The organism is Streptomyces sp. NPDC028907 (assembly GCF_055564995.1).
Genome location: NZ_JBVHVE010000012.1, coordinates 63,729 through 83,658, shown reverse-complemented (window position 1 = coordinate 83,658; position 19,930 = coordinate 63,729). Strand labels below are relative to the sequence as shown.

At 67.5% G+C, this 19,930-nt stretch carries 17 protein-coding genes and 1 pseudogene; 8 read left to right on the top strand and 10 right to left on the bottom strand.

Translation table 11 applies throughout. The annotated features are described in order from the left end of the window. The first annotated feature begins 286 nt into the window (after positions 1 to 286). From ACZ4UU_RS32010 to ACZ4UU_RS31985, 6 genes are all read left to right on the top strand, one after another. The gene (locus ACZ4UU_RS32010) at positions 287 to 1,210 is read left to right on the top strand and encodes a LysR family transcriptional regulator (protein WP_471906879.1); all 924 of its coding nucleotides are present in this window, start codon (positions 287 to 289) and stop codon (positions 1,208 to 1,210) included. Positions 1,211 to 1,868: 658 nt separating this feature from the next. Next, entirely contained in the window at positions 1,869 to 3,521 is a 1,653-nt protein-coding gene (locus ACZ4UU_RS32005) for an APC family permease (protein WP_471906878.1), read from the top strand. A gap of 236 nt (positions 3,522 to 3,757) precedes the next feature. Next, a complete protein-coding gene (locus ACZ4UU_RS32000) occupies positions 3,758 to 5,731 on the top strand; it encodes an oxidoreductase (RefSeq protein ID WP_471906877.1) in 1,974 nt (657 codons plus the stop codon). A gap of 131 nt (positions 5,732 to 5,862) precedes the next feature. Beyond that, positions 5,863 to 6,678, top strand: coding sequence for an electron transfer flavoprotein subunit beta/FixA family protein (locus ACZ4UU_RS31995; RefSeq protein ID WP_471906876.1), 816 nt, complete (start codon positions 5,863 to 5,865; stop codon positions 6,676 to 6,678). 48 nt (positions 6,679 to 6,726) lie between these two features. Beyond that, on the top strand, positions 6,727 to 7,713 hold the full coding sequence (locus ACZ4UU_RS31990; protein WP_471906875.1) for an electron transfer flavoprotein subunit alpha/FixB family protein: 987 nt from the start codon (positions 6,727 to 6,729) through the stop codon (positions 7,711 to 7,713). A gap of 96 nt (positions 7,714 to 7,809) precedes the next feature. Then, complete coding sequence (locus ACZ4UU_RS31985) at positions 7,810 to 7,965, top strand: hypothetical protein (protein WP_471906874.1); 156 nt, start codon at positions 7,810 to 7,812, stop codon at positions 7,963 to 7,965. 312 nt (positions 7,966 to 8,277) lie between these two features. On the opposite strand, the gene ACZ4UU_RS31980 is transcribed toward ACZ4UU_RS31985, so the two are convergent. From ACZ4UU_RS31980 to ACZ4UU_RS31955, 6 genes are all read right to left on the bottom strand, one after another. Then, on the bottom strand, positions 8,278 to 9,276 hold the full coding sequence (locus tag ACZ4UU_RS31980) for a protein-ADP-ribose hydrolase (protein WP_471906873.1): 999 nt from the start codon (positions 9,274 to 9,276) through the stop codon (positions 8,278 to 8,280). A gap of 90 nt (positions 9,277 to 9,366) precedes the next feature. After that, positions 9,367 to 9,690 (bottom strand): MoaF-related domain-containing protein, encoded by a 324-nt coding sequence (locus ACZ4UU_RS31975; RefSeq protein ID WP_471906872.1) that lies wholly within the window; start codon positions 9,688 to 9,690, stop codon positions 9,367 to 9,369. Between the two features lie 50 nt (positions 9,691 to 9,740). Next, complete coding sequence (locus tag ACZ4UU_RS31970; protein ID WP_471906871.1) at positions 9,741 to 10,502, bottom strand: nuclear transport factor 2 family protein; 762 nt, start codon at positions 10,500 to 10,502, stop codon at positions 9,741 to 9,743. 365 nt (positions 10,503 to 10,867) lie between these two features. Then, the gene (locus tag ACZ4UU_RS31965; RefSeq protein ID WP_471906870.1) at positions 10,868 to 11,734 is read right to left on the bottom strand and encodes an SDR family oxidoreductase; all 867 of its coding nucleotides are present in this window, start codon (positions 11,732 to 11,734) and stop codon (positions 10,868 to 10,870) included. Positions 11,735 to 11,780: 46 nt separating this feature from the next. After that, a complete protein-coding gene (locus tag ACZ4UU_RS31960; RefSeq protein ID WP_471906869.1) occupies positions 11,781 to 12,647 on the bottom strand; it encodes an SIR2 family NAD-dependent protein deacylase in 867 nt (288 codons plus the stop codon). Beyond that, positions 12,644 to 13,321 (bottom strand): DsbA family protein, encoded by a 678-nt coding sequence (locus ACZ4UU_RS31955; RefSeq protein ID WP_471906868.1) that lies wholly within the window; start codon positions 13,319 to 13,321, stop codon positions 12,644 to 12,646. The genes ACZ4UU_RS31960 and ACZ4UU_RS31955 overlap by 4 nt, the downstream gene beginning before the upstream one ends. A gap of 102 nt (positions 13,322 to 13,423) precedes the next feature. On the opposite strand from ACZ4UU_RS31955, the gene ACZ4UU_RS31950 reads away from it, so the two are divergent. Next, the gene (locus ACZ4UU_RS31950) at positions 13,424 to 14,353 is read left to right on the top strand and encodes a helix-turn-helix domain-containing protein (protein WP_471906867.1); all 930 of its coding nucleotides are present in this window, start codon (positions 13,424 to 13,426) and stop codon (positions 14,351 to 14,353) included. Continuing rightward, positions 14,353 to 14,940 (top strand): nuclear transport factor 2 family protein, encoded by a 588-nt coding sequence (locus ACZ4UU_RS31945; RefSeq protein ID WP_471906866.1) that lies wholly within the window; start codon positions 14,353 to 14,355, stop codon positions 14,938 to 14,940. The genes ACZ4UU_RS31950 and ACZ4UU_RS31945 overlap by 1 nt, the downstream gene beginning before the upstream one ends. On the opposite strand, the gene ACZ4UU_RS31940 is transcribed toward ACZ4UU_RS31945, so the two are convergent. The 4 genes and pseudogenes from ACZ4UU_RS31940 to ACZ4UU_RS31925 form a co-directional block, all read right to left on the bottom strand. Further along, the gene (locus tag ACZ4UU_RS31940) at positions 14,928 to 16,388 is read right to left on the bottom strand and encodes an aldehyde dehydrogenase family protein (protein ID WP_471906865.1); all 1,461 of its coding nucleotides are present in this window, start codon (positions 16,386 to 16,388) and stop codon (positions 14,928 to 14,930) included. The two genes, ACZ4UU_RS31945 and ACZ4UU_RS31940, sit on opposite strands and share 13 nt — an antisense overlap. A gap of 54 nt (positions 16,389 to 16,442) precedes the next feature. Further along, positions 16,443 to 17,549, bottom strand: a complete 1,107-nt coding sequence (locus ACZ4UU_RS31935; RefSeq protein ID WP_471906864.1) for an NAD(P)-dependent alcohol dehydrogenase — start codon at positions 17,547 to 17,549, stop codon at positions 16,443 to 16,445. A gap of 724 nt (positions 17,550 to 18,273) precedes the next feature. Next, positions 18,274 to 18,887, bottom strand: a pseudogene (locus ACZ4UU_RS31930) (dihydroxy-acid dehydratase domain-containing protein); the annotation flags it as partial. 168 nt (positions 18,888 to 19,055) lie between these two features. After that, complete coding sequence (locus ACZ4UU_RS31925; protein ID WP_471906863.1) at positions 19,056 to 19,928, bottom strand: helix-turn-helix transcriptional regulator; 873 nt, start codon at positions 19,926 to 19,928, stop codon at positions 19,056 to 19,058. Positions 19,929 to 19,930 lie beyond the last annotated feature (2 nt).

Here is a 19,930-nt window from a genome sequence, read left to right as displayed (position 1 = left end):
ACCCGCCAACCGCGGCCCCGCTTCTACACGGGACGCCGCCGATGAAGACGGCCGAACCGATCAGGACATCTGCGCACTGTTGTTCTGGCGCTTCAGCCTCGAGCCGGCGCCGGGCAACCGCGTGGTCCGCACGTCGCTGTCATGGGATTCCATCGTCGTTCCTGACTTCGCAGCCGGTGCGGCGCATGAGCGCCGGTGCAACACAGGATGCCGCGACAATTGATTCATGAATAGCGCGGAAACTTGTCCAGTACCTTGCAGAATTCCTTCATGGTAGGTTCCGGGCGTGAAGTTCGATCTCCACCGCATGCGGTTGCTTCGAGAGCTGGCGCAACGCGGCACCGTCACCTCGGTGGCCGCCGCGCTGGCCTACAGTCCGTCAGCCGTCTCCCAACAGCTCGCTGTGCTCGAGGAAGAGATCGGAACGAGGCTTCTCGAGCCGGACGGCCGGCGCATCAGACTCACCGAGCAGGCGCACATCCTCGTCGCTCACACGGCCGCCGTGCTTGAGCAGCTGGAGCGTGCTGAAACAGACATCCTCGCGTCGCTGGACACCGTCGTGGGCACGATCAGACTCGCCACGGTCCAGACCGCCGCGCTCGCACTCGTGTCCGCGACGCTGACCTCGCTGGCGGAGGGCCACCCCGGACTGAAGGTTCAGTTCACCCAAGCCGAGCCCGAAGTCGCCCTGCCCGGGCTACTGGCACGCGAGTTCGATCTGGTCTGCGGCGAAAACTACGTCGACTATCCGACCAGCCGCTCGAGCGAGATGAACTTCGATGTGGTTGCCGAAGATCCCATCCGCGTCGCGTTCTTGCAGCCGCCCGAGGGACGCGAACCGAGCGAGGTAGTTCTCACTGATCTTGCCGGCTGCCCCTGGGTTCTGGAGCCAGAAGGCAGTCCAGGGCGCGACTGGGCCATGGCCACCTGCCGCCAAGCCGGCTTCGAACCAAAAGTGGCGCACGAAACCTCTGACGTACTGGTGCAAGCGCAACTCGTCGCGAGCGGCCACGCGGCGGCGTTTCTGCCGGACCTCACCTGGTTCGACCGCGAACCGAGGTTCCACCTGCGCCAGATGGCGGCCTCGCACGTACGGCAAATTGTCACGACCTGCCGGGCCGGCTCACACCGCAACCCCGCGCTCGTTGCCGTGCGCGGCGCGCTTCGACAGGCCTACCAGCACAGCAGGCCCAGCATCACCGACCGTTAGGCCCCTGAGGGTCATCAACTCGCTGTCTTGATCATTGGTGAGACCGTGACACCCGCCGCGCTCCCGTGGTCGTGGAGGTGCTCCAGGGGTGGTGAGGTGGGGGCCGGCGGGATGGATGGTGTGTCCAGTCATGCTCAGGAGTTGGCGGGTATCACGTGTCCGCGGCAGAGGTCGGGGAGTCATGTGATCCCCCACGGCCCGGTGTCCGCTCCGCCGCGTCCGGAATGACAGCGCGATGACCATCGACCCGGCACAACCCTGACCGCGACGCCAACGCGCCCACCCTGGCGCCGGCGTGATCGCGAAGCCCCGCCGGAAGACCTGGCGGGGCTCTTTCGGCCCCACGGCATGAACACCGCGACATCGTCCCCTGGTCACGCCGAACGTCGGTCAACAGATTTGCGGCTGTTGGGCCCGGCTACATAGAGAAGCATTTCTTAAAGGTTCCATCCATCTTTCCCCGCTTTACCTGGAGAGCAGGACGTGCGTCACTTGGCCCCACGCTGATCGAGGGCTGGCGACTCGATGTCTGCAAAGCGCGTGAAGAACTGCATCGAACCGGCCTGTGCCCACGGTGCGCGACCGCTGCTCGTCACGTCGCGTACCGGGGTCGCGAGCCACCTCAGCCCCACCTCACCACGAGCGACTAGGAGACAGCGTGAGTGCGAGTACCGATGTAGCCGACCATGGCCTCAAGCGCCAACTGTCCCGCATGAGCATCCTTCAGATCACGATCAACTCGATCATCGGAACGGGGTGGCTGTTCAGTGCGATGAACGCTGCCGCGATTGCCGGCCCGGCGGCGCTGCTCGCTTGGTTTGTCGCGATCGCGATTCTCGTACTCATCGCTTTCAACCATGCCGAGTTGGGCGCGATGTTCTCCGTGGCCGGAGGCTCGGCCCGGTTCGTCCACTATTCTCACGGGACCCTCGCCGGATTCGGTATCGGCTGGATGGCCTGGATCTACGGAGCGGCGACCGCCCCCATCGAGGTTCAGGGAGTCCTCAGCTACGCCGAGGGTTACACGCACCTGAACCTGTTCGACGGCGACGGGACCCTGACCTCGCTCGGCTATGTCGTTGCCATCTCACTGTTGGCAATCTTCGTCGTGCTCAACCTGTTCGCGATCAAGGCCCTGGGCCGAGTACACAACGCGATCACCTGGTGGAAGATCGGCACCATCGCGCTGGTCATCGTGGCTATCCTGTTCGCCCGCTTCCAACCGTCGAACTTCCACTCCCACGGCTTCGCGCCGTACGGCTTCCATGGCGTGCTGGCCGCTGTCGCCATCGGCGGCATCGTCTTCGCCTACACCGGCTTCGAGCAGGCTGTTCAGCTCGGCGCCGAGACCAAGAACCCCGGCCGGAACATCCCGTTCGCGCTCCTCGGATCCCTCGTTGTCTGCTCGATCCTCTATATCGGCCTTCAGGTCGCGTACATCGGCGCGCTCTCGCCCGCGAAACTGGCGCATGGCTGGGAAGGAACCAGCGTCGACGTCACCACTGGTCCGTTTGCGGCATTGGCCACGTCTCTTGGCTTGGGCCTGATTGCCGCGATCGTCTACATCGACTCCGTCGTTTCCCCGTCCGGCAACGGAGTTGCCTACGTCACCTCGACCGCGCGAGTCACCTACGGAATGGGTCGAAACGGGTACATTCCCGACGTGGTCACTCGTGTCGACAAGCGTGGCGTCCCCGTCATCGGCGTGATCATCAGTTTCGTGGTCGGCCTGCTGTGCCTGCTGCCGTTCCCGAGCTGGCAGTCCCTCCTCGGATTCCTCACCTCCGCGACGGCCATGCTGTGGGCAGGCGTTCCCATCGCGCTCGGGTCGCTCCGGCGCTCATTCCCCGACGCGGCCCGTCCGTTCAGACTCAGGCCAGCTGGTCTCTGGGCGCCTCTAGGCTTCGCCGCAGCCAACCTGCTCGTGTACTGGACCGGTTGGGAAACGGACTGGAAGGTCTTCGTCGCCATCGGCATCGGCTACGCGGTATTCTTCATCAACCGCGCCTTCCAGCAAGCCGAGGACCGACCCGACCTCGACTTCCGTTCTTCTTGGTGGGTGTGGGTCTGGATCCTGGGGACAGCGGCCATCAGCTACATGGGCACCTTCGGCCAAGCCTCCCACCCCAGCGGTCTGGGCTACCTGCCGTTCCCCTACTGGGACACCGCAGTCATGGTTGCTTTCAGTCTCGCCGTCTACTACCTGGCGATCGCGACGCGGCTGCCGACCGAGAAGGCGCAGCAGTACGCCCCGAGCGACGGCGAACTCAACCTTGAGTCCCGCGAGATGGGAGCGACCACCCTTGCTTAGCCGTCCAGCAGTGCACCCGACCCTCGGCGCCACGCGACACAGACTCAGCCAGTCGCGAGACATGAACATCGACCAGAGGGTCCATGCGCCGGCGAGCGCAGGAGTGACCCGGCTCAACGACCGGCCGGCGCCACGACCCGGGCACGCGAATTCCGGCCCCAGGACACCTCGAGGGACCGAATGCGCCGGTTGCGCGCACTCGCACCTGACCCGAGCACAAGACCCAGGACTCTGACATGACGGACTTCCCGAACCTCTTCAACCCGATTCAGGTAGGTCCATACACCCTGAAAAACCGGATCATGAACACCGGACACGCTGCACACTTCCAACTGGGGGACGGCACCCCGACCGATGCGTACGCCTACTACGTTCGCGAACGAGCCAAGGGCGGCGCCGGTGTCGTCGTCACCGGGCATACGGTTCCCGTCTATGACGGCGACGCGTCACTCTCGCTGGCCACCTACAGCGACGTGACCATGGGCGCGTTCAGCAAGATGGCGCAGGGGTGCCACGAGTTCGACGTCCCCCTCATCGCGCAGCTCGGTCACCGTGGACGTCGCCTCATGGATCACGCTGGATTCCTTCGCCGCGACATCGTCGCCCCGTCGCCGGTCCCGACCCCCGACTATTCGGTGCCGCTGTTCATGCCCCACGAGCTGTCGACCGGCGAAGTGGAAGGGATCGTCGAGTCGTTCGGCGCCGCCGCGGACCGTATGCGTCGCTGCGACTTCGACGGGATCGAGCTGTCCATCGGCATGGACTACCTGTTCGCGAACTTCCTGCATCCGCACGGCAACCGCCGCGACGACAAGTACGGCGGCAATGACCTCCGTGAACGGATGACGTTCCTCAACGAAGTGCTCGCGGTGACGCGCCAGGGCATCGGCAAGGACCGGATTCTCGGCGTCCGACTCTACGACGACGGTGTGGACTACAGCATGAGTCTGCCCGACCACGTCGAGCTGGCGAAGATCCTCGAAGCAGAGCAGCTCGTCGACTACATCAGCATCTGGCAGGCCATCACCTCCATTCCTCGAAGCGGCCGCGCACACTGGCCCAGCCACTACTTCGAGACCGGAGCCTTCATCCACCTGTCCGAGGCCATGAAGGACGCCGGCATCAAACTGCCGATCATCGGAGCGGGCCGTCAGGACTCACCAGCCTTCGCAGAGCAGAGTATCGCCGACGGAAAGCTCGACATCGTCGGAATGGCGAAGACCCTCATCGCCGACCCCCACTTCCCGAACAAGGCGAGGGAAGGCCGCACCGACGACATCCGCACCTGCATCGCCTGCACCCAGTCCTGCGTCGGCCACGTCGACAAAGGTCTCGGCGTCGGATGCATCTACAACCCCGTCACCGGCCGGGAACAGGCGTGGGGAGAGCTGGAGCCGGTTGACGAACCGAAGCGGGTCGTCATCGTCGGCGCCGGACCGGCCGGCATGGAGGCCGCCCGCACCGCTGCCATGCGGGGACACCACGTGGTCCTCTTCGAACGCGACCAGCGCATGGGCGGCCAGGTCAATCTCGTCATGACGACACCGAAACGCGGCAACTTCGAGGAGGTCATCCTCTGGTTCGAACGACAGCTGCCGAAGCTCGGGGTGGATGTTCGACTCGGCGTGGAGGCTGACGCGAAGACCGTCCTGGCCGAGTCTCCCGACGTCATCCTCGTCGCCACCGGGTCCACGCCCTTCGTTCCAGAGGTGACTGGCGCGGACCTCCCGCATGTGCGCACTGCGCGAGAAGTCCTCGCCGACGACACCGTGGCCGGCAGGAACGTGCTCGTGTTCGACGTCGGCGGCCGGGCAGAAGGGGCCACTACAGCCGACTACCTCGCCGCCAAGCGACACAACGTCAGGTTCGTGACCGGGATGGAGACCGTGGCCCCCGAAATGCCGTCGCCGGCGCGACACCATCTGCTCGAAGTACTCATGAACAGCCCACGAGTCGAGCTGCAGACCCACACCTCGATCCACGAGATCGAAGAAGGCTCGATCACCACGTTCAATGTCGTCACCTGGGAGCCCGACAGCATCGAAGGCATCGACACCGTCGTCGTAGCCGCGGGCGGCATTGCTGACGACTCGCTCTACCGACAGCTGGCGAAGCAACACCCGGACGTCCAAGCGATCGGTGACTGCTACCAGCCGCGCGATATCGAGATCGCCATCGTCCAGGGGCACCAGGCCGGTCGCGAGATCTGACAGATGCACAGGGCAGGAGTCCAGCCCCAAGGCGCGCAGCGCCGGAGCCCAAGTGATTGCGCGTCACATCGCCCCTCGCACCGTGGCCACGCACGCGACGCGAAGTCCACGAACATCAGGAAGCAGGACCCATGAAGATCGCTGTCTGTGTGAAGTACGTGCCCGACGCCACCGGGAACCGCCACTTCCAGCACGACAAGACCGTCGACCGCGTGGGTGTGGACGGACTCCTGTCCGAGCTCGACGAGTACGCCGTGGAGCAGGCGCTCCAGATCAAAGAGAAGGCCGGGAGCCCCGACGACGTCGAGGTGACCGTGCTGTGCGTGGGCCCCGAGCAGGCCGTCGATGCGGTCCGCAAGGCGCTGCAGATGGGCGCCGACAACGGCGTGCACGTCCAGGACGACGCGATCGCGGGCTCCGACGCGATCGCCACGTCGCTGGTACTGGCGAAGGCGGTGCAACGGGGCGGCGGCGCTGACGGAGCAGGCATGCCGTACGACCTGGTGATGTGCGGCATGGCGTCCACCGACGGCGCGATGAGCGTGGTGCCGGCGATGCTGGCCCAGCGGCTGTCGCTGCCTCAGCTCACCTTGGCCTCGAAGATCGAGACGCAAGGCGCCAAGGTGCGGATCCAGCGCGACGGCGACGACGCGACCCAGGTAGTGGTCGGGGAGATGCCCCTGGTGCTGTCAGTGACCGACCAGTCCGGTGAGCCGCGGTACCCCTCGTTCAAGGGAATCATGGCGGCCAAGAAGAAGCCGGTGAAGATCCTGACGCTGTCCGACATCGGAGTAGACGCCGACGACGTGGGTCTGTCCGCAGCGTGGACCGTGGTCGAGGAGACGACCGCGCGTCCGCCGCGTGAGGCCGGCGAGATCGTCAAGGACGAAGAGGGCTCGGGCGCCAGCGCGCTGGCTGACTTCCTCGCCACCCAGAAGTTCATCTAGGCAAGTCCGTCCGAGTCATCCGACCCATAGATTGCGGAGAGCGATTCAATGTCCGAGATCCTGGTGGTCATCGACCACGCCGCCGTTCCTGAGGGCGTGGCGATCAAGAAGCCAACGTACGAGATGCTCACGCTCGCGGCGCGCATAGGCGAGCCGTCGGCGGTATTCATCGGTCCGAAAGCCAAGGGAGCGGACGTCGCCGAAGCCGTCAAGAGGTACGGCGCGCAGAGGCTTTACGTCGTCGACGACGAGGAGCTGAAGGGATACCTGGTGGCACCGAAGGCCGAGGCGCTCCAGCAGCTCGTGGAGAAGACCTCGCAGTCCGGTGGCCTGGGCGCGGTACTGATCGCCTCATCGGCCGAGGGCAAGGAGGTCGCCGGGCGGCTCGCGATCACAACCGGCTCCGGGCTGATCACCGACGCCATCGACATCGAGGCCGGAGACGACGGCCCGGTGATCACCCAGTCGGTGTTCGCCGGCAGCTACACGGTCAAGGCCAGGGTCACTCGGGGCACCCCGATCATCACCGTCAAGCCCAACTCCGCGGTGCCGGTGGAGGCCGACGGCGCCGGCCAGGTCGAGGAGGTGGCCGTCACCGTGTCCGAGACTGCCCAGGGTGCCCGGATCGTGGCCTCCCAGCCTCGGGCCGTCACCGGCCGCCCCGAACTGACCGAAGCCGCGATAGTGGTCTCCGGCGGTCGCGGCACCGGCGGCGACTTCGATCCGGTCGAGGACCTCGCCGACGCCCTCGGCGCGGCCGTGGGTGCCTCGCGGGCCGCGGTCGACTCCGGCTGGAAGCCGCACAGTTACCAGATCGGCCAGACTGGAAAGACCGTCGCCCCCCAGCTCTACTTCGCCGCCGGGATCTCCGGCGCCATTCAGCACCGCGCCGGCATGCAGACCTCGAAAACCATCGTCGCGGTGAACAAGGACGAGGAGGCCCCGATCTTCGAGCTCGTCGACTTCGGTGTCGTGGGCGACCTCCACACGGTCCTCCCCGCCGTGACCGAGGAGGTCAGGCAACGCAAGGGCTGACGCGTGCACAGATACGGGCGACGGTGGCCTGGCACCGTTTGTCGCACGAGATGGCCCCCGAGCCGGCGTTCCAGCAGTGACGGGAAGAAGGGCCCGGTGCGGACCGAAGTCGGCGACCTGTACCTGGAACAGTACCGGGTGACCATTTCCGACGATCCCGACCTGCGAGTGATCATCTACGTGCGGAACCCGGCAGCGACAGCCTGGACCGGATGCGGCGACTTGCGACGCATGCCACAGCTGATCCACTAGCGACGAACGGCCGCGGGTAGGCCCGCCAGCGTCGCCTTCTCGATCGGCGATGGTCCCGCATGTTGGTGGACGGCCGCGGTTGATCCAGATGAACATGTGCCGTTCACGAGGGGAACGCTGGAGCAGGTGACTGGCATGGCGCTGCCCGTCCGGGCGGATCCCGTCGCCCTTGAAGCTCGTGGCGCTGTGTGGGCGTCGGTGATGGAGTGAGGGCTCGGCGAGCGTGTCGAGATTGTCCGTTCAGCCTGCTCCTGCCAGGCTTCACGGCTCGCCCGCGCCGCGTCGACAGCCGAACGCGTGAGGGACGTCGTGTCAGGGGCGGGCGCCAACGCCGAGGGCGTTCCGGTAGGCCCGTTCGTCGTCGTCCTCGAACACGGTGAACACCACGCGGTCGAACCGTCCGGGATGCGCTGCGATCCAGTCGGCGACGGTGTGCAGTGCGACCGGTGCGGCTTCCTCCTTGGGGTAGCCGAAGACGCCGGTGCTGATGGCGCAGAAGGCGAGGGTGCGGATGGTCTCCACCTCGGCGGCGAGGTCCAGGCATGCCCGGTAGGAGGAGGCGAGCACCTGCGCGTCATGCGCGCGCGGACGGCCCTGGATGACGGGGCCGACGGTGTGCAGGACGTATCGGGCTGGCAGGTGGTAGCCCCGGGTGATCTTGGCCGTACCGGTGGGTTCGACGGCCCCTTGCGCCGTGGTGATCGTGTGGCAGTCGTCGCGCAGGTGAGGTCCGGCGGCGTTGTGCAGGGCGTTGTCGATGCACGGGTGCAGAGGGCGGAAGCAGCCGAGCAGTTGACTGTTGGCGGCGTTGACCACTGCGTCGGCGGCCAGCGTGGTGATGTCTCCCCGCCACAGCACGGCCTCGGCCGCGGCCTGGGAGGGCGTGCCGTGGAACTCCTCTTCGATCGTGGGCAGTTCACGTACCGAGACGGTGGGCCGCAGGTTCCGCTCCGCGCCGAGGAGGGCATCCAGTTCCCGGTCCGCCCCCTTCGGCAGCGGACCGGGATCACGTACGGTCAGCAAGGCTCGCAGCACCCGCCGGGCCGTGTCGGCGTCGGCGGGGGTGTCGGCATTGGTGAGGTGTCTCAGCGAGTCGGACCGCAGGCCGAGCCGGGATACGGCCGGATCGGCGCTGAGCAGGTGCAGTGCTGAGCGCACATGGGCGTCCAGCCGAGCGGCTGTGGCTGGGGCCGCCGTGGGCAGGAAGGGCTCGTCGAGGGCGACGGCCGATCGGTAAGCGGTCAGGGGCAGTGCGGAGAGCTGTGTCTCCGTCCCGGCGGCGGCATCGGACTCGGCGCGGATCGGGATCATCAAAGGCTCCGGTGGGGCGGGTGAACGAGGTGTGCCGATGGCCCGGCCCTGCACGTCGGTGCGCGCGGGTCCGGGCCATCGGCGAGTGGATCACATCTCTTTGAGTGTGCCGACGTGCAGCTCGCCGATTCGGCTATCGGGGGTGTCGTAGGTCCAGAAGAGGTGGACCGTAAGGGTGTTGAGGTTCATCGCGTGGGTGACGGTCATGCCGGACTTCTCCACCCAGCCGAGGAGGAAGACGCCAGGGGCGACTTCGGCCGCGTGCAGCGTGACGTCCTCGCTCGCGCCGGTGTTGGGGCCGGCGACGGTCTTGTAATGCAGAGTGGTGCCGTCAGGGCTGTAGGTGTTGTGGAAGACGACGCCGTTGTCGATGCTGAACTTGTACGTCTTTCCCGCGTAGGTGAGGTTGCTCATGCCTGTGCGTTCCGTCGATGCGGTCGGTGATCCGGCGCCGTTCGAGCCGGTCAGAACAGGCCGTTGCCGTGCGGTAGTTCGCCCGGGATGGGCGCGACGACGTCCCAGTGCTCGACGATCTTGCCGTCCGCGACGCGGAAGAGGTCGTAGTAGGCGACAGGCACACCGAACTCGCCCTCGGACTGCGTCAGGACGAACTCGCCCTCGGCGATGACCTTGTGGACCTTCTTGTAGACGAGGTGCTTGCCCTGCTCGCCCCACTTGGCCACGGCCGCCCCGAAGCCGTCGAGGCTGTCGCCGGCATCGGGGTTGTGCTGGTGGTAGGTCACGGTGGAGATGTAGTCGGTGAGCACTGAGTAATCGGCGCCGACGAGAACCTTCTCGGCAAACTCGGCCACCAGGGCGCGGTTGGCGTCCGTCTTGTCGGTCTCGGTGACCGCGGCGGCGCCGTCGGTCTGGGAGCGGCCGGAGACGGTGTCCTTGACCTGAGGGGTCAGGGCGTCCCAGTGCTCGGCCAGCTTGCCGTCGGCGTCGACTCGGAAGATGTCGAACCCGACGAGCGGGTCCGGCCCGAAGCCGTGGTAGGTGCCGTGCAGGGCTACCAGGTCGCCGTCGGCGATGACCCGGGCGCCTTCGTAGCGGAAGTCCCCGCCCAGGTCGGCGACCATTGCGCGGAGGGCATCGGGGCCATCGGCGGCGAGCGCGCTGTGCTGCTTGTAGTCCGCGGCCACCCAGCGGTCTACGGCGGAGGGGTCCTTGTCGCCGAACAGTTCGGTGGCGGCCTGAAGGACGGTGTTCTTCGTGTTGCTCATGACTGTCTTCCTTGCTTGGGGACCTGGCGAGGGGGACCGGTGGTCCAGCGGCGATGTGTTCAAACTATGCGTACGGAAGCCAGTTGATCGGCAGTAATAACGACTTCTGATAGTCAGAAAGTGACAGGCTTTGTGTTGAGGGAGTCCGGCGCTACCAGGAGTGAGGCCGACCGCTCGCCGTCCGGCAACCGCCCCGCCGGTACGGGATGACCAGACAGGGGACGACGACGGGCAAGTCGCTGTCGTCTTCGGTGTCACCGCGGAGCAGGCGCCCGTTGAGCAGCAACCGGGGTGGTGCCTCGGTCCGGGTGGCACCGGAGTCGTGGGGGATGAAGGGGTCGCAGTAGCCGGATTGGCCGTGCGGGTCATCCCCCTGTGGAGCGGACGACCTCGGCGAGGGGTGTGGCGGGGTGGCCGGTGAGGCGCGGTACGGCGTCGCTGACCCCGTCGAGCTCGCCGGACGCGATGGCCGTGTAGGTGGACACCCAGGCGTCCAGCTGCCACGACGGAGCGCCGTAGGAGGCACGGGAGGCGTAGGCCTCCTCGACCGTCTCCTGCTGATAGGTGACGGTGCGTCCGAGTCGCTCGGACAGGATAACGGCCGCTTCGTCCAGTGTCAGAGACTCGGGCCCGGTCAGGTCGAAGGCGAGGCCAGCGTGGTCGTCGGGCCGGGACAGCACCGCGGCGGCGGCGTCGGCGATGTCGTCCTGGCCGACGAACGCGGCGCGTCCGTGCCCGGCCGGACCGCGGATGACGCCGTCCTCGCCGACGAGGTCGGGGACGAACTCCGCGTAGAAGTTGTCTCGGAGGAAGGTGTACGCCAGGCCGCTCGCGCGGATGTGCTGCTCCGTGTGGAAGTGGTCGCGTGCCAGCGTGAAGGTGGCGTCGGGGGCGGCGCCGTAGAAGGAGACGTACACCAGGTGCCTGACACCCGCCTCCGCGACGGCGTCCACGAACGCCTTGTGCTGGGCGAGCCGGTCGGCGCTCTCGGAGGCGGAGACCATGAAGACGGTGCGGGTGCCGGCGAGGGCCTCCCGCACGGCGTCCTGGTCGGCGTAGTCGCCTCGCACCGCTACCGAGCCGGGAAGCCGGGGAGCGCGTGCCGGGTTGCGGGCCAGGAGTTTTTGCGGGACGTCCCGCTCGGCCAGTCGCCGGGCGACGCGCCCGCCGAGCCGGCCGGTGGAGCCGGTGACGGCGATCGTGGGGACGGATGTCTCGGATACCTGGGACATGATGACTTCTCTTCCTGTGGTGGCGGAGGCGCGCTGCCGCCGGATGTCAGGGTTCGAGCCCGTCGAGGAGCCGGTCTGCGCCGAGGGGAACGGACAGTGCTCGTTCACCGAGGTCCGAGGGGACGTCGGGATGGTCGGGATTGATCCTGACGAGGCGGGCCCGAGGGGTCTGGCGCACCAAGTTCTCCGTGGGATGGCGAATCACGCCGGGAGTATTGAATCCGGCCCCGATTTCCAGCACGAGCAAGGTGCTGTCTGTGGGCGCGTCGTCGAGCCACTGCACCAGCCGCCGACCCGCGGGCAGATGGGCGTCGTCGACGAACTCCGGACCGACGCGGACGTTGGGAAAGACGTCGGCGCCGCAGCGGGGGCAGCACGGCAGGGCCGCCGGGTCGGTCACCCGGCCGGTGTCGCGGTCGTACGAGGCGAGGATCGCGTCGAGGAACGGTCTGCTGGGCCAGGTGTCCCGCGAGCAGGGGACCGCGCACTGGAGGCGGCCGTAGTCGCCCTGGGGGGTGAAGATCCGGTCCGCCTCGAAGCCGTTGCGGGCGAAGAGGGCGTCGACGTTGGACGTCATCACCCAGTGGTCGCGATCGCCGACCAGCTCCCTCAGCCCGCGGTAGAGCGGGTTGGGTTCGGGGTCGTAGCGGATGTCGTCGATGTGGACGGCCCAGTAGCCCCACATCATGTTCTGAGACAGGGGCACGCCGAGCAGGTAGCGCGAACGCAGGCCGAGCCGGTACAGAGCTGGGAACAGTTCCCGGAAGCGTTCGGTGTCGCCGTAGTCGTAGCCGGCGGCCGCGCTCAGGCCCGCGCCGGCCGCGATCAGGACCCGGTCGGCCTCTTCCACCCAGGCGCGGATCGTCTCGCGTGGCGGTGCGGTCGAGAAGGGAGCGTTGTTCGTGGTGCTCACAGCGCGCAGGTTCCTTCCAGTGCCGTGGACATCCGGTGCGTGTACTCGTCGAAGGCCGTGGTCAGTTCCTCGACACGAGTCAGCGGTCCGCCCAGCCGGTGGTGGTTTCCGCAAGCGGTGGTGAGCAGCAGGGCCGGGTAGCTCTCCACGTTCAGGCGGCGGACGGAACGCAGTCCGACCGTCGCTCGCGCGCGTTTAACGGGCGCGGCGTATGTGCAGGCCACGGCAAGAGGGCTCAGGCCCAGCTCGACGGCGAGCTCTCGGTAGGTCGCCGGGTCCGACAGGCTCAGGCCGTCGATGAACCAGGCGTGCTGCATCGCTTCGAGCGTCCGCAGGGTGTCCGCGCCCGGCTGGGCCAGCAGGGCCTCCAGCCCCGTGGCCGCGTCGGTGGAGTCCATCACCATGCTGCCTTCGGCGACCGTCCGCCGGTGTCCCTCACCGAAGTGGGCGCCGGTCAGCTCTGCGACGCGGGCGCTCTCGCGCACCAGGTGGGGATGGGCCGAGACAGGCAGCGCACGCGCTCCCGCATACAGCCCGGCCGGCAGGACGCGCAGGTCGACGCGGTCGGCATGGGCTTCGACGAAGGCCCGCAGGGTCGGGGCGAAGCCGTGACACCAAGCGCAGTAGGCGTCGAAGACGTACGTCAGCCTGACCCTCTCTCCTGTCGTCGCCACGTGCCGTCCTTTCCGATTTCCGCCAGGGAGACGTCCCGATTCCGCAGCTGCACAACCAACGTACGAAGAGCGCGCACGGAAAGCCGGATAAACTTCTGACTGATGATGGCCAAAAACCGACACGGCTCCGCGCGCGAAATCCCCGAGGTCGCGTTCGCCGCGCCCGCGGGCACTCCTGCTGGTGTGGAGGTCATGTCGCTGGCGGAGCTACGGCGGCGCGTCTGCGAGCAGACCCTCGCCCGGCCCCAGCGCCCCGACTTCCATCATCTGCTCGCGCTCACCGCGGGCAACCTCTGGCATGTCGTCGACTTCAACGGCTACGCCCTGCGGCCGGGCTCCTGGCTGTGGGTACGCCCTGGGCAGGTGCACCAGTGGGGCGACCTCACCAAGGCCGAGGGCACTCTGATTCTCTTCCAGCAGGACATGTTGGACCCGGCCACGGCGACCGTTGCCCGGGTCGACGATCCGCACGCACCGGTCATCATCACCCCCGTCGCCGACGATGCGGAGGCCGTGACCATGGCCGCGGAACACTTGAGCCGCGAGTTTCGGTCGCTCGGACACCTGCCTCTCGACGTGCACATCGCGGCCCTGCGTCACCTCCTCGCCGTCCTCCTGCTGCGACTGGCCCATCTCACCGTTCCGGTCGGCAGCCTCGCTCCGGAGCCGGACGAGACCTACCTGCGGTTCCGGGACGCGGTCGAACGGCACTTCACCGCCACCCGACGGGTGGAGGACTACGCCCGCATGCTCGGCTATTCGGGGCGCACCCTCGCCCGGGCGGCCCTGGCGGGCGCCGGTCTCAGCGCGAAGGAGTTCATCGACCGCCGGGTCGTGCTGGAGGCGAAGCGTCTGCTGGCACACGGAGACGAGACCGCCGCCCAGATCTCGGACCGCCTCGGCTTCGTCACGCCTTCCCAGTTCAGCAAGTACTTCATGCAACGCACGGGCCGTTCCCCGATCGACTTCCGCAACGGGGTCAGGGGACGGGCCGAGGGCTCCGGGCCGTCGGAGGCCCTCGGCCAGGGGTAATGGCACCGGGTAGAGACGCCGCCGTCGCACTCGTGGCGGGCACGGTGATCGTTCCCTCCGCGTTGGCCGCGCACGAGCACGGCACGCCCGACGCGTCGACGAGCCGGCTGTCCGCCCAGGAACTGCGCAACCAGAAGGCAGCTGTGGCCCTGCTGGACCAGGCCTTCAACCAGCACCGGCCGGGCAAGGACGCTGAGAAGTACATCAGCTCCGACACCTGTATCCAGCACAACCCGAACTTCGGCAACGGCCGCGACGCCTTCGTCACCGGTGTCACGGGCTACCTCCAGCAGTTCCCGGACGCCTCGCTGACTTTCAAACGGACTGTCACCCAGGGCGACCTCGTGGTCGTGCAGGGCTTGGCGAAGGCGTCGGCCGAGGACCGCGGCACGGTGGAGGTGGACACCTTCCGCTTCGACCGGCGCGGCAGGATCGTCGGCACTGGGACGCCCTCCAAGCGGTCGCGGAGAAGAGCGCCAACGGCAACCCGCAGGTCTGACCCGCCAGGGCCACCACGACGCCCGCACCTCCGTGGGGAAGGTGCGGCGTTCTGCGCGGTGCCTGGGCGGACGGATCAGAAGGGGTAGTGGGCCTGCTGGGTCGCGATCGTCACCCAGCGGGTGCTGGAGAACGCCTCGATGCCCCACCGTCCACCGAACCGGCCGTAGCCGGAGGTCTTCACGCCGCCGAAGGGCGCGTGGGGCTCGTCGGCCACGGACTGGTCGTTGACGTGCACGATGCCCGTCCGGACCCGACGGGCGACGTTCAGCCCGTGGGTGGCGTTCTCGGTGATGATTCCGCAGGTCAGACCATGGTCGGTGTCGTTGGTGAGGGCCACGGCGGTGTCGTCGTCGCCGAACGTCTCGACGACGCAGACTGGCCCGAAGGCCTCCGCGTGGTACAGGTCCGCCTCCTTGGGAACGCCGGTGAGCACGGTCGCCGCGTGCACCGCGCCCTCCGGTCGTCCGCCGCCGGTCAGCACAGTGGCGCCCTTGGCGACGGCGTCCTCCACCAGAGCGGCGACGCGCTGTGCGGCGGAGGCGGTGACCAGCGGGCCCACCACGGTGTGCGGATGGGCCGGGTCCCCGGCCTGGAGGGAGGCGACCTTGGCGGTGAACTTCCGCGTGAACTCCTCGGCCAGCGACTCATGTACGAGGATGCGGTCGCCGGACATGCAGATCTGCCCGGAGTTCATGAACACGCTGAAGGTGACGGCGTCGACGGCGTAGTCCACGTCCGCGTCGTCCAGGACGATCACCGCGTTCTTGCCGCCCAGTTCGAGCACGGCCGGCTTGAGGTGGTTCGCCGCGTGGGTTCCGATGATCCGGCCGACCCCGGTGGAGCCCGTGAAGTTCACGGCACGCACCCGGGGATCGGCGATCAGCACCTCGGCGATCTCCGCCGCGTCCTCGCGGGCGTTGGTGACCACGTTGAGCACACCGTCGGGCAGTCCCGCCTCGCGCAGCACGTCCGCGACGAGCAGTCCGCAGGCGATCGGCGCGTCCTCGCTGGCCTTGACGACGACCGTGTTGCCGGCAGCAAGCGGCGCCGCCACGGCCCGGACACCGAGGATGACCGGAGCGTTCCACGGCGCGAACGCCGCGACCACGCCCAGCGGTTCCCGCACGGCCAGGCCCAGAGCGCCTTCCTCCTGTGCGCTGAGCACCTCACCGCGCGGAGCGGTGATCACGGCGGCCGCCTCCCGCAGGATGTTCGCCGCCAGCGCCACGTTGAAGAATGCCCAGGGGCGGGTGCCGCCGGCCTCGTGGGCCATGATCTCGGCCACCTGCTCGGCACGGGCGTCCAGCAGATCCGCCGCCTTGAGGAAGATCGCGCGGCGGGCGAAGGGCGAGACGGCGGCCCAATCGGCGAACGCCGCGTCGGCGGCGTCCACGGCCAGGGTCACATCCTCCGGCCCGGCTGCGGCGACAGTCGCGTAGACCTCGCCGGTGTAGGGGCTGATGTCCTCGGCGGTGCGGCCGGAGAGGGCGGGTACGTCCTTGCCGCCGATGAAAAGTTCACGGGTGAGACACATGAAGGGGCTTCTTCCGGTACGGAGCAGTCGTGGCGGACCAGGGGGCGTGCGGTCTCAGGCGGGCATGCGGACGATCGGCTTGATGGCGTCGCCGGCGTACGACGCCGCCAGCGCCTGCTCGATCTGGTCGAAGGTGAACCAGGAGACGAGGCGTTCCATGGGGAAGCGGCCCTGGCGGTACAACTCGATGAGCGCGCCGATGAGTTGGGTACTGCGGCCGCCGCCGCCGAGAACGCCGACGATGCGCTTGCCCCACAGGGTGGTGAGGTGGTCGAGGGTGAACTCGGCTCCCGCCGGGGCGCCGCCGATGAGCGCGCAGGTGCCGAGCATGCCGACCGAGTCCGCGGCCTGGCGGACGACGGAGATGATGCCGGTGCACTCCAGGGCGTTGTCGGCGGGCCCGCCGCAGATGTCGTGCACGGCGGCGACCGGGTCCGTGTCGGCGGCGTTCACGGTGTGTGTGGCGCCGAGTTCCGCCGCCAGCTCCAGTCGGGAGGTGTGCCGGTCGACCGCGATAATTGTGGTCGAGCCGCTGTTGCGGGCCGCCATGACGGCGGCGAGCCCCACCGAGCCGGTGCCGTAGATCACGAGGCTGGAGCCGGTCTGCGGGCGCAGCGTGTTCAGCACGGCGCCCGCGCCGGTGGACAGCCCGCAGGCGAGGGGTCCGAGCAGGTCGAGCGGGACGTCGTGTGGGACCTTCACCAGGCTGTTGGCCTGGGTCAGGGAGTGCGTGGCGAACGACGACTGGCCGAAGAAGTGTCCGTGGAGGGCGCCCCCGTCCGGGCGGCGCAGGGCCGAGGCCCCGGTCCCCGGCCGGACTCCGCTGACGAGGAGTTCGCCGAGCCGGGCGCAGTAACGGGGCTCGCCCGCCAGGCAGTTGCGGCACTCGCCGCACCAGGGCCAGCCGATGACGACGTGGTCGCCCTCCCGCACCGACGTGACACCTGGACCCACCGCCGTCACGACACCGGCGCCTTCGTGGCCGAGCACCCCGGGGGCGGGGAAGGGAAGGTCACCGTGACGTGCCAGGCCGTCGGTGTGGCAGATGCCGGTGGCAGCGATCCGCACGACGACCTCGCCCGCTTCCGGGTCGTCCAGCTCGACCTCCTGGAGCTGGAACGGACCGTCCTGCTTCTCGAACACGGCGGCTTGTATACGCATGGCGGCCTTCCGGACTCAGGGAACAGTGCTGTTCGTCTGGTGAAGTAATGTCCACAGAATGTGACGTGAGTCTGCGCTCGACCGGAGCCCGCTGTCAATGAAATGAGGCCGTGCTGTTCCATATGCAGGGACTCATATTTCAATTATTCAAACAACATGCCTGGATGGCTTCGGATCAGGTCTGCGGACGATGACTGAGCCGGGCGGAGATCTCCGTCGTGGCGCGCCGCAAGCGGGCTTCGATGCGCGACATGACGGATTCCACCGACGCGTTCCATACCGTGAGGTGCACCGCGACGTTGACCGCGGCCACCGCGGCGCCGGACCGGTCCCGCACCTACGCGGCCAGCGACCGTAGCCCGGGCGTGAGTTCCTCGTCGTTGAGCGCGAACCTGGTACGCCGGATGCCGGTGACGAGGGCACGCCCCTCGGTCTCCAGGTACTTGTCCTCCAGGGAGATCGACCGGGTGGTGGTGTGTAGCATGGCGCTCCTTCTCGAGCTGATGTGTCGCCGTTTGAGCACGGGTCCGGCCCTCGTGAGCTTCGCCCATGGCAGGCCGCGCGGCAGGGTCGGCCGACGCGGCGTTGTGGCTCGCTTCCTGTGGGACGTATTGGCGATGAACAGGCGTTGATCAACGCCGACATAGTTGTGCGTTTCCGCGGCGCCGGCGTGTACCGTCGGTTCCTCTGGCCCGGCGACGCTGTTCGAGCTCGGCGTCAGAAACGAGTTCGCAGTGAACATGCCGGAGCAGGAGCCACAAGTGGGGCAGGCCGCAACCTCGACTCGGGCAAGGTCCTCTTCGGATACGTCAGGATTGGCAGAGTCGCCCATCGCGGTCACCAGGCTCAGCCCAGTTCGGACGGTTCCGTCGACCAGGGTGGTCCGCCCGCCTTCCATCGGACCACCGGATGCGAACACCGTCGGGATGTTGAGGCGCAGTGCGGCCATCAACATTCCCGGCGTGATCTTGTCACAGTTGGAGATGCACACGAGGCCGTCGGCGCAGTGCGCATTGACCATGTACTCCACCGAACCGGCGATCAGTTCCCTCGACGGCAGCGAATAGAGCATGCCTCCGTGGCCCATGGCGATTCCGTCGTCGACCGCAATGGTGTTGAACTCCCGCGCAATCACGCCCGCCCGGTGCACTGCCTCGGATGCAATCCGCCCCACGGGTTGGAGGTGAGTGTGACCTGGCACGAACTCGGTGAAGCTGTTGGCGATCGCCACGATCGGTTTGCCGATGTCGCCATCCGCGACCCCGAGGCCCGCAACAACGCTCGTGCGCCAGCCATGTTCCGGCCGTGGGTGATGGTTCGCGAGCGCAGTTCGGGCACTTCCTGCTCCTCATCCGGGCGACTGAATCGACCGCAGGTGGTTTGGCCGACCTTCATCGGCCTCCCCTGACTCTGCGGCACGGATTGCCGGAGCAGAAGACTGCCGTGATTCTAGTAGTGCGAGTAACAGCCCGATGCGTGACGGAGGTTGACGCCTGGTGCCTGTCCCTATCGCTCCGAGTCTTCGTTCATGCGCGGCTCGTTCGATGCGGCCAGGTCGGCCAATTGGTGCAATCGGTCGAGGCTACCGCTGTCGGGATCCGGTACGTAGATGATCACGTGCAGGTCGGGATCGCCGGACATGGTCATCCGGTGCTGTTCCAGTTGCAGATCGCCGACTTCGGGGTGCCGGAACGTGCGTAGTCGCGAGGTGAAGCGGGTTACTTCGTGGGCTTTCCACCGCTCGCGGAACTCAGCGCTGGTGCGCCAAAGGCGGTCGATCAGGATTTCGATCGCCGGGGTATGAAGGTGTGCGCCGAGCTCTGCTCGAAACTCGGCGATAACCCGGCTGCTTGTGAACTCCCAGTCCACGACCAGCGACCGTATGTACGGGTCTGTGAAGGTGAGCCACAGAAGATTGCGACGCTCGACTGGCGTGGCTGGGGCTGGCGGATAAAAGCGGCCGTAGGTCGAGTTCCAGCCGACGATGGTCCAGTCCGCCGACAACGCGTAGCTGGGGTAGACGCCCTGCGCGTCGAGCAGTCGCTGCACGCTCGGGGGCATCGTGATCGGCTGGGCCGAGCCAAAATCGGTGGCTGGGTAGCCGGCCAGGGGCAGGACGAAGGCATGCTGGGCCTGGGCCAGACCGAGGGAACGTGCGACGGCATCGAGGACCTGCCGCGACGGGGTGACATCGCGGCCCTGTTCCAGCCATGTGTACCAGGTGACGCTGATACCGGACATGGCCGCGACTTCTTCGCGGCGGAGCCCGGTCGTCCTGTTCCTGATCGGTGGCAGTCCCAGCGCGGTACGGGAGGTGTTCTCGCGCTGCTTGCGCAGGAAGGCGCCGAGATCATGTTGCCGCTCGTCGCCGGCTTTCATGC

Bases quoted from the DNA above. Each gene is read 5' to 3' on its own strand.
- ACZ4UU_RS31990 (WP_471906875.1), top strand. From the start codon at position 6,727: ATGTCCGAGATCCTGGTGGTCATCGACCACGCCGCCGTTCCTGAGGGC.
- ACZ4UU_RS31950 (WP_471906867.1), top strand. From the start codon at position 13,424: ATGATGGCCAAAAACCGACACGGCTCCGCGCGCGAAATCCCCGAGGTC.
- ACZ4UU_RS31935 (WP_471906864.1), bottom strand. From the start codon at position 17,549: ATGCGTATACAAGCCGCCGTGTTCGAGAAGCAGGACGGTCCGTTCCAG.
- ACZ4UU_RS31995 (WP_471906876.1), top strand. From the start codon at position 5,863: ATGAAGATCGCTGTCTGTGTGAAGTACGTGCCCGACGCCACCGGGAAC.
- ACZ4UU_RS31945 (WP_471906866.1), top strand. From the start codon at position 14,353: ATGGCACCGGGTAGAGACGCCGCCGTCGCACTCGTGGCGGGCACGGTG.
- ACZ4UU_RS31970 (WP_471906871.1), bottom strand. From the start codon at position 10,502: ATGAGCAACACGAAGAACACCGTCCTTCAGGCCGCCACCGAACTGTTC.
- ACZ4UU_RS31975 (WP_471906872.1), bottom strand. From the start codon at position 9,690: ATGAGCAACCTCACCTACGCGGGAAAGACGTACAAGTTCAGCATCGAC.
- ACZ4UU_RS32000 (WP_471906877.1), top strand. From the start codon at position 3,758: ATGACGGACTTCCCGAACCTCTTCAACCCGATTCAGGTAGGTCCATAC.
- ACZ4UU_RS31925 (WP_471906863.1), bottom strand. From the start codon at position 19,928: ATGAAAGCCGGCGACGAGCGGCAACATGATCTCGGCGCCTTCCTGCGC.
- ACZ4UU_RS31940 (WP_471906865.1), bottom strand. From the start codon at position 16,388: ATGTGTCTCACCCGTGAACTTTTCATCGGCGGCAAGGACGTACCCGCC.
- ACZ4UU_RS31980 (WP_471906873.1), bottom strand. From the start codon at position 9,276: ATGATCCCGATCCGCGCCGAGTCCGATGCCGCCGCCGGGACGGAGACA.
- ACZ4UU_RS31965 (WP_471906870.1), bottom strand. From the start codon at position 11,734: ATGTCCCAGGTATCCGAGACATCCGTCCCCACGATCGCCGTCACCGGC.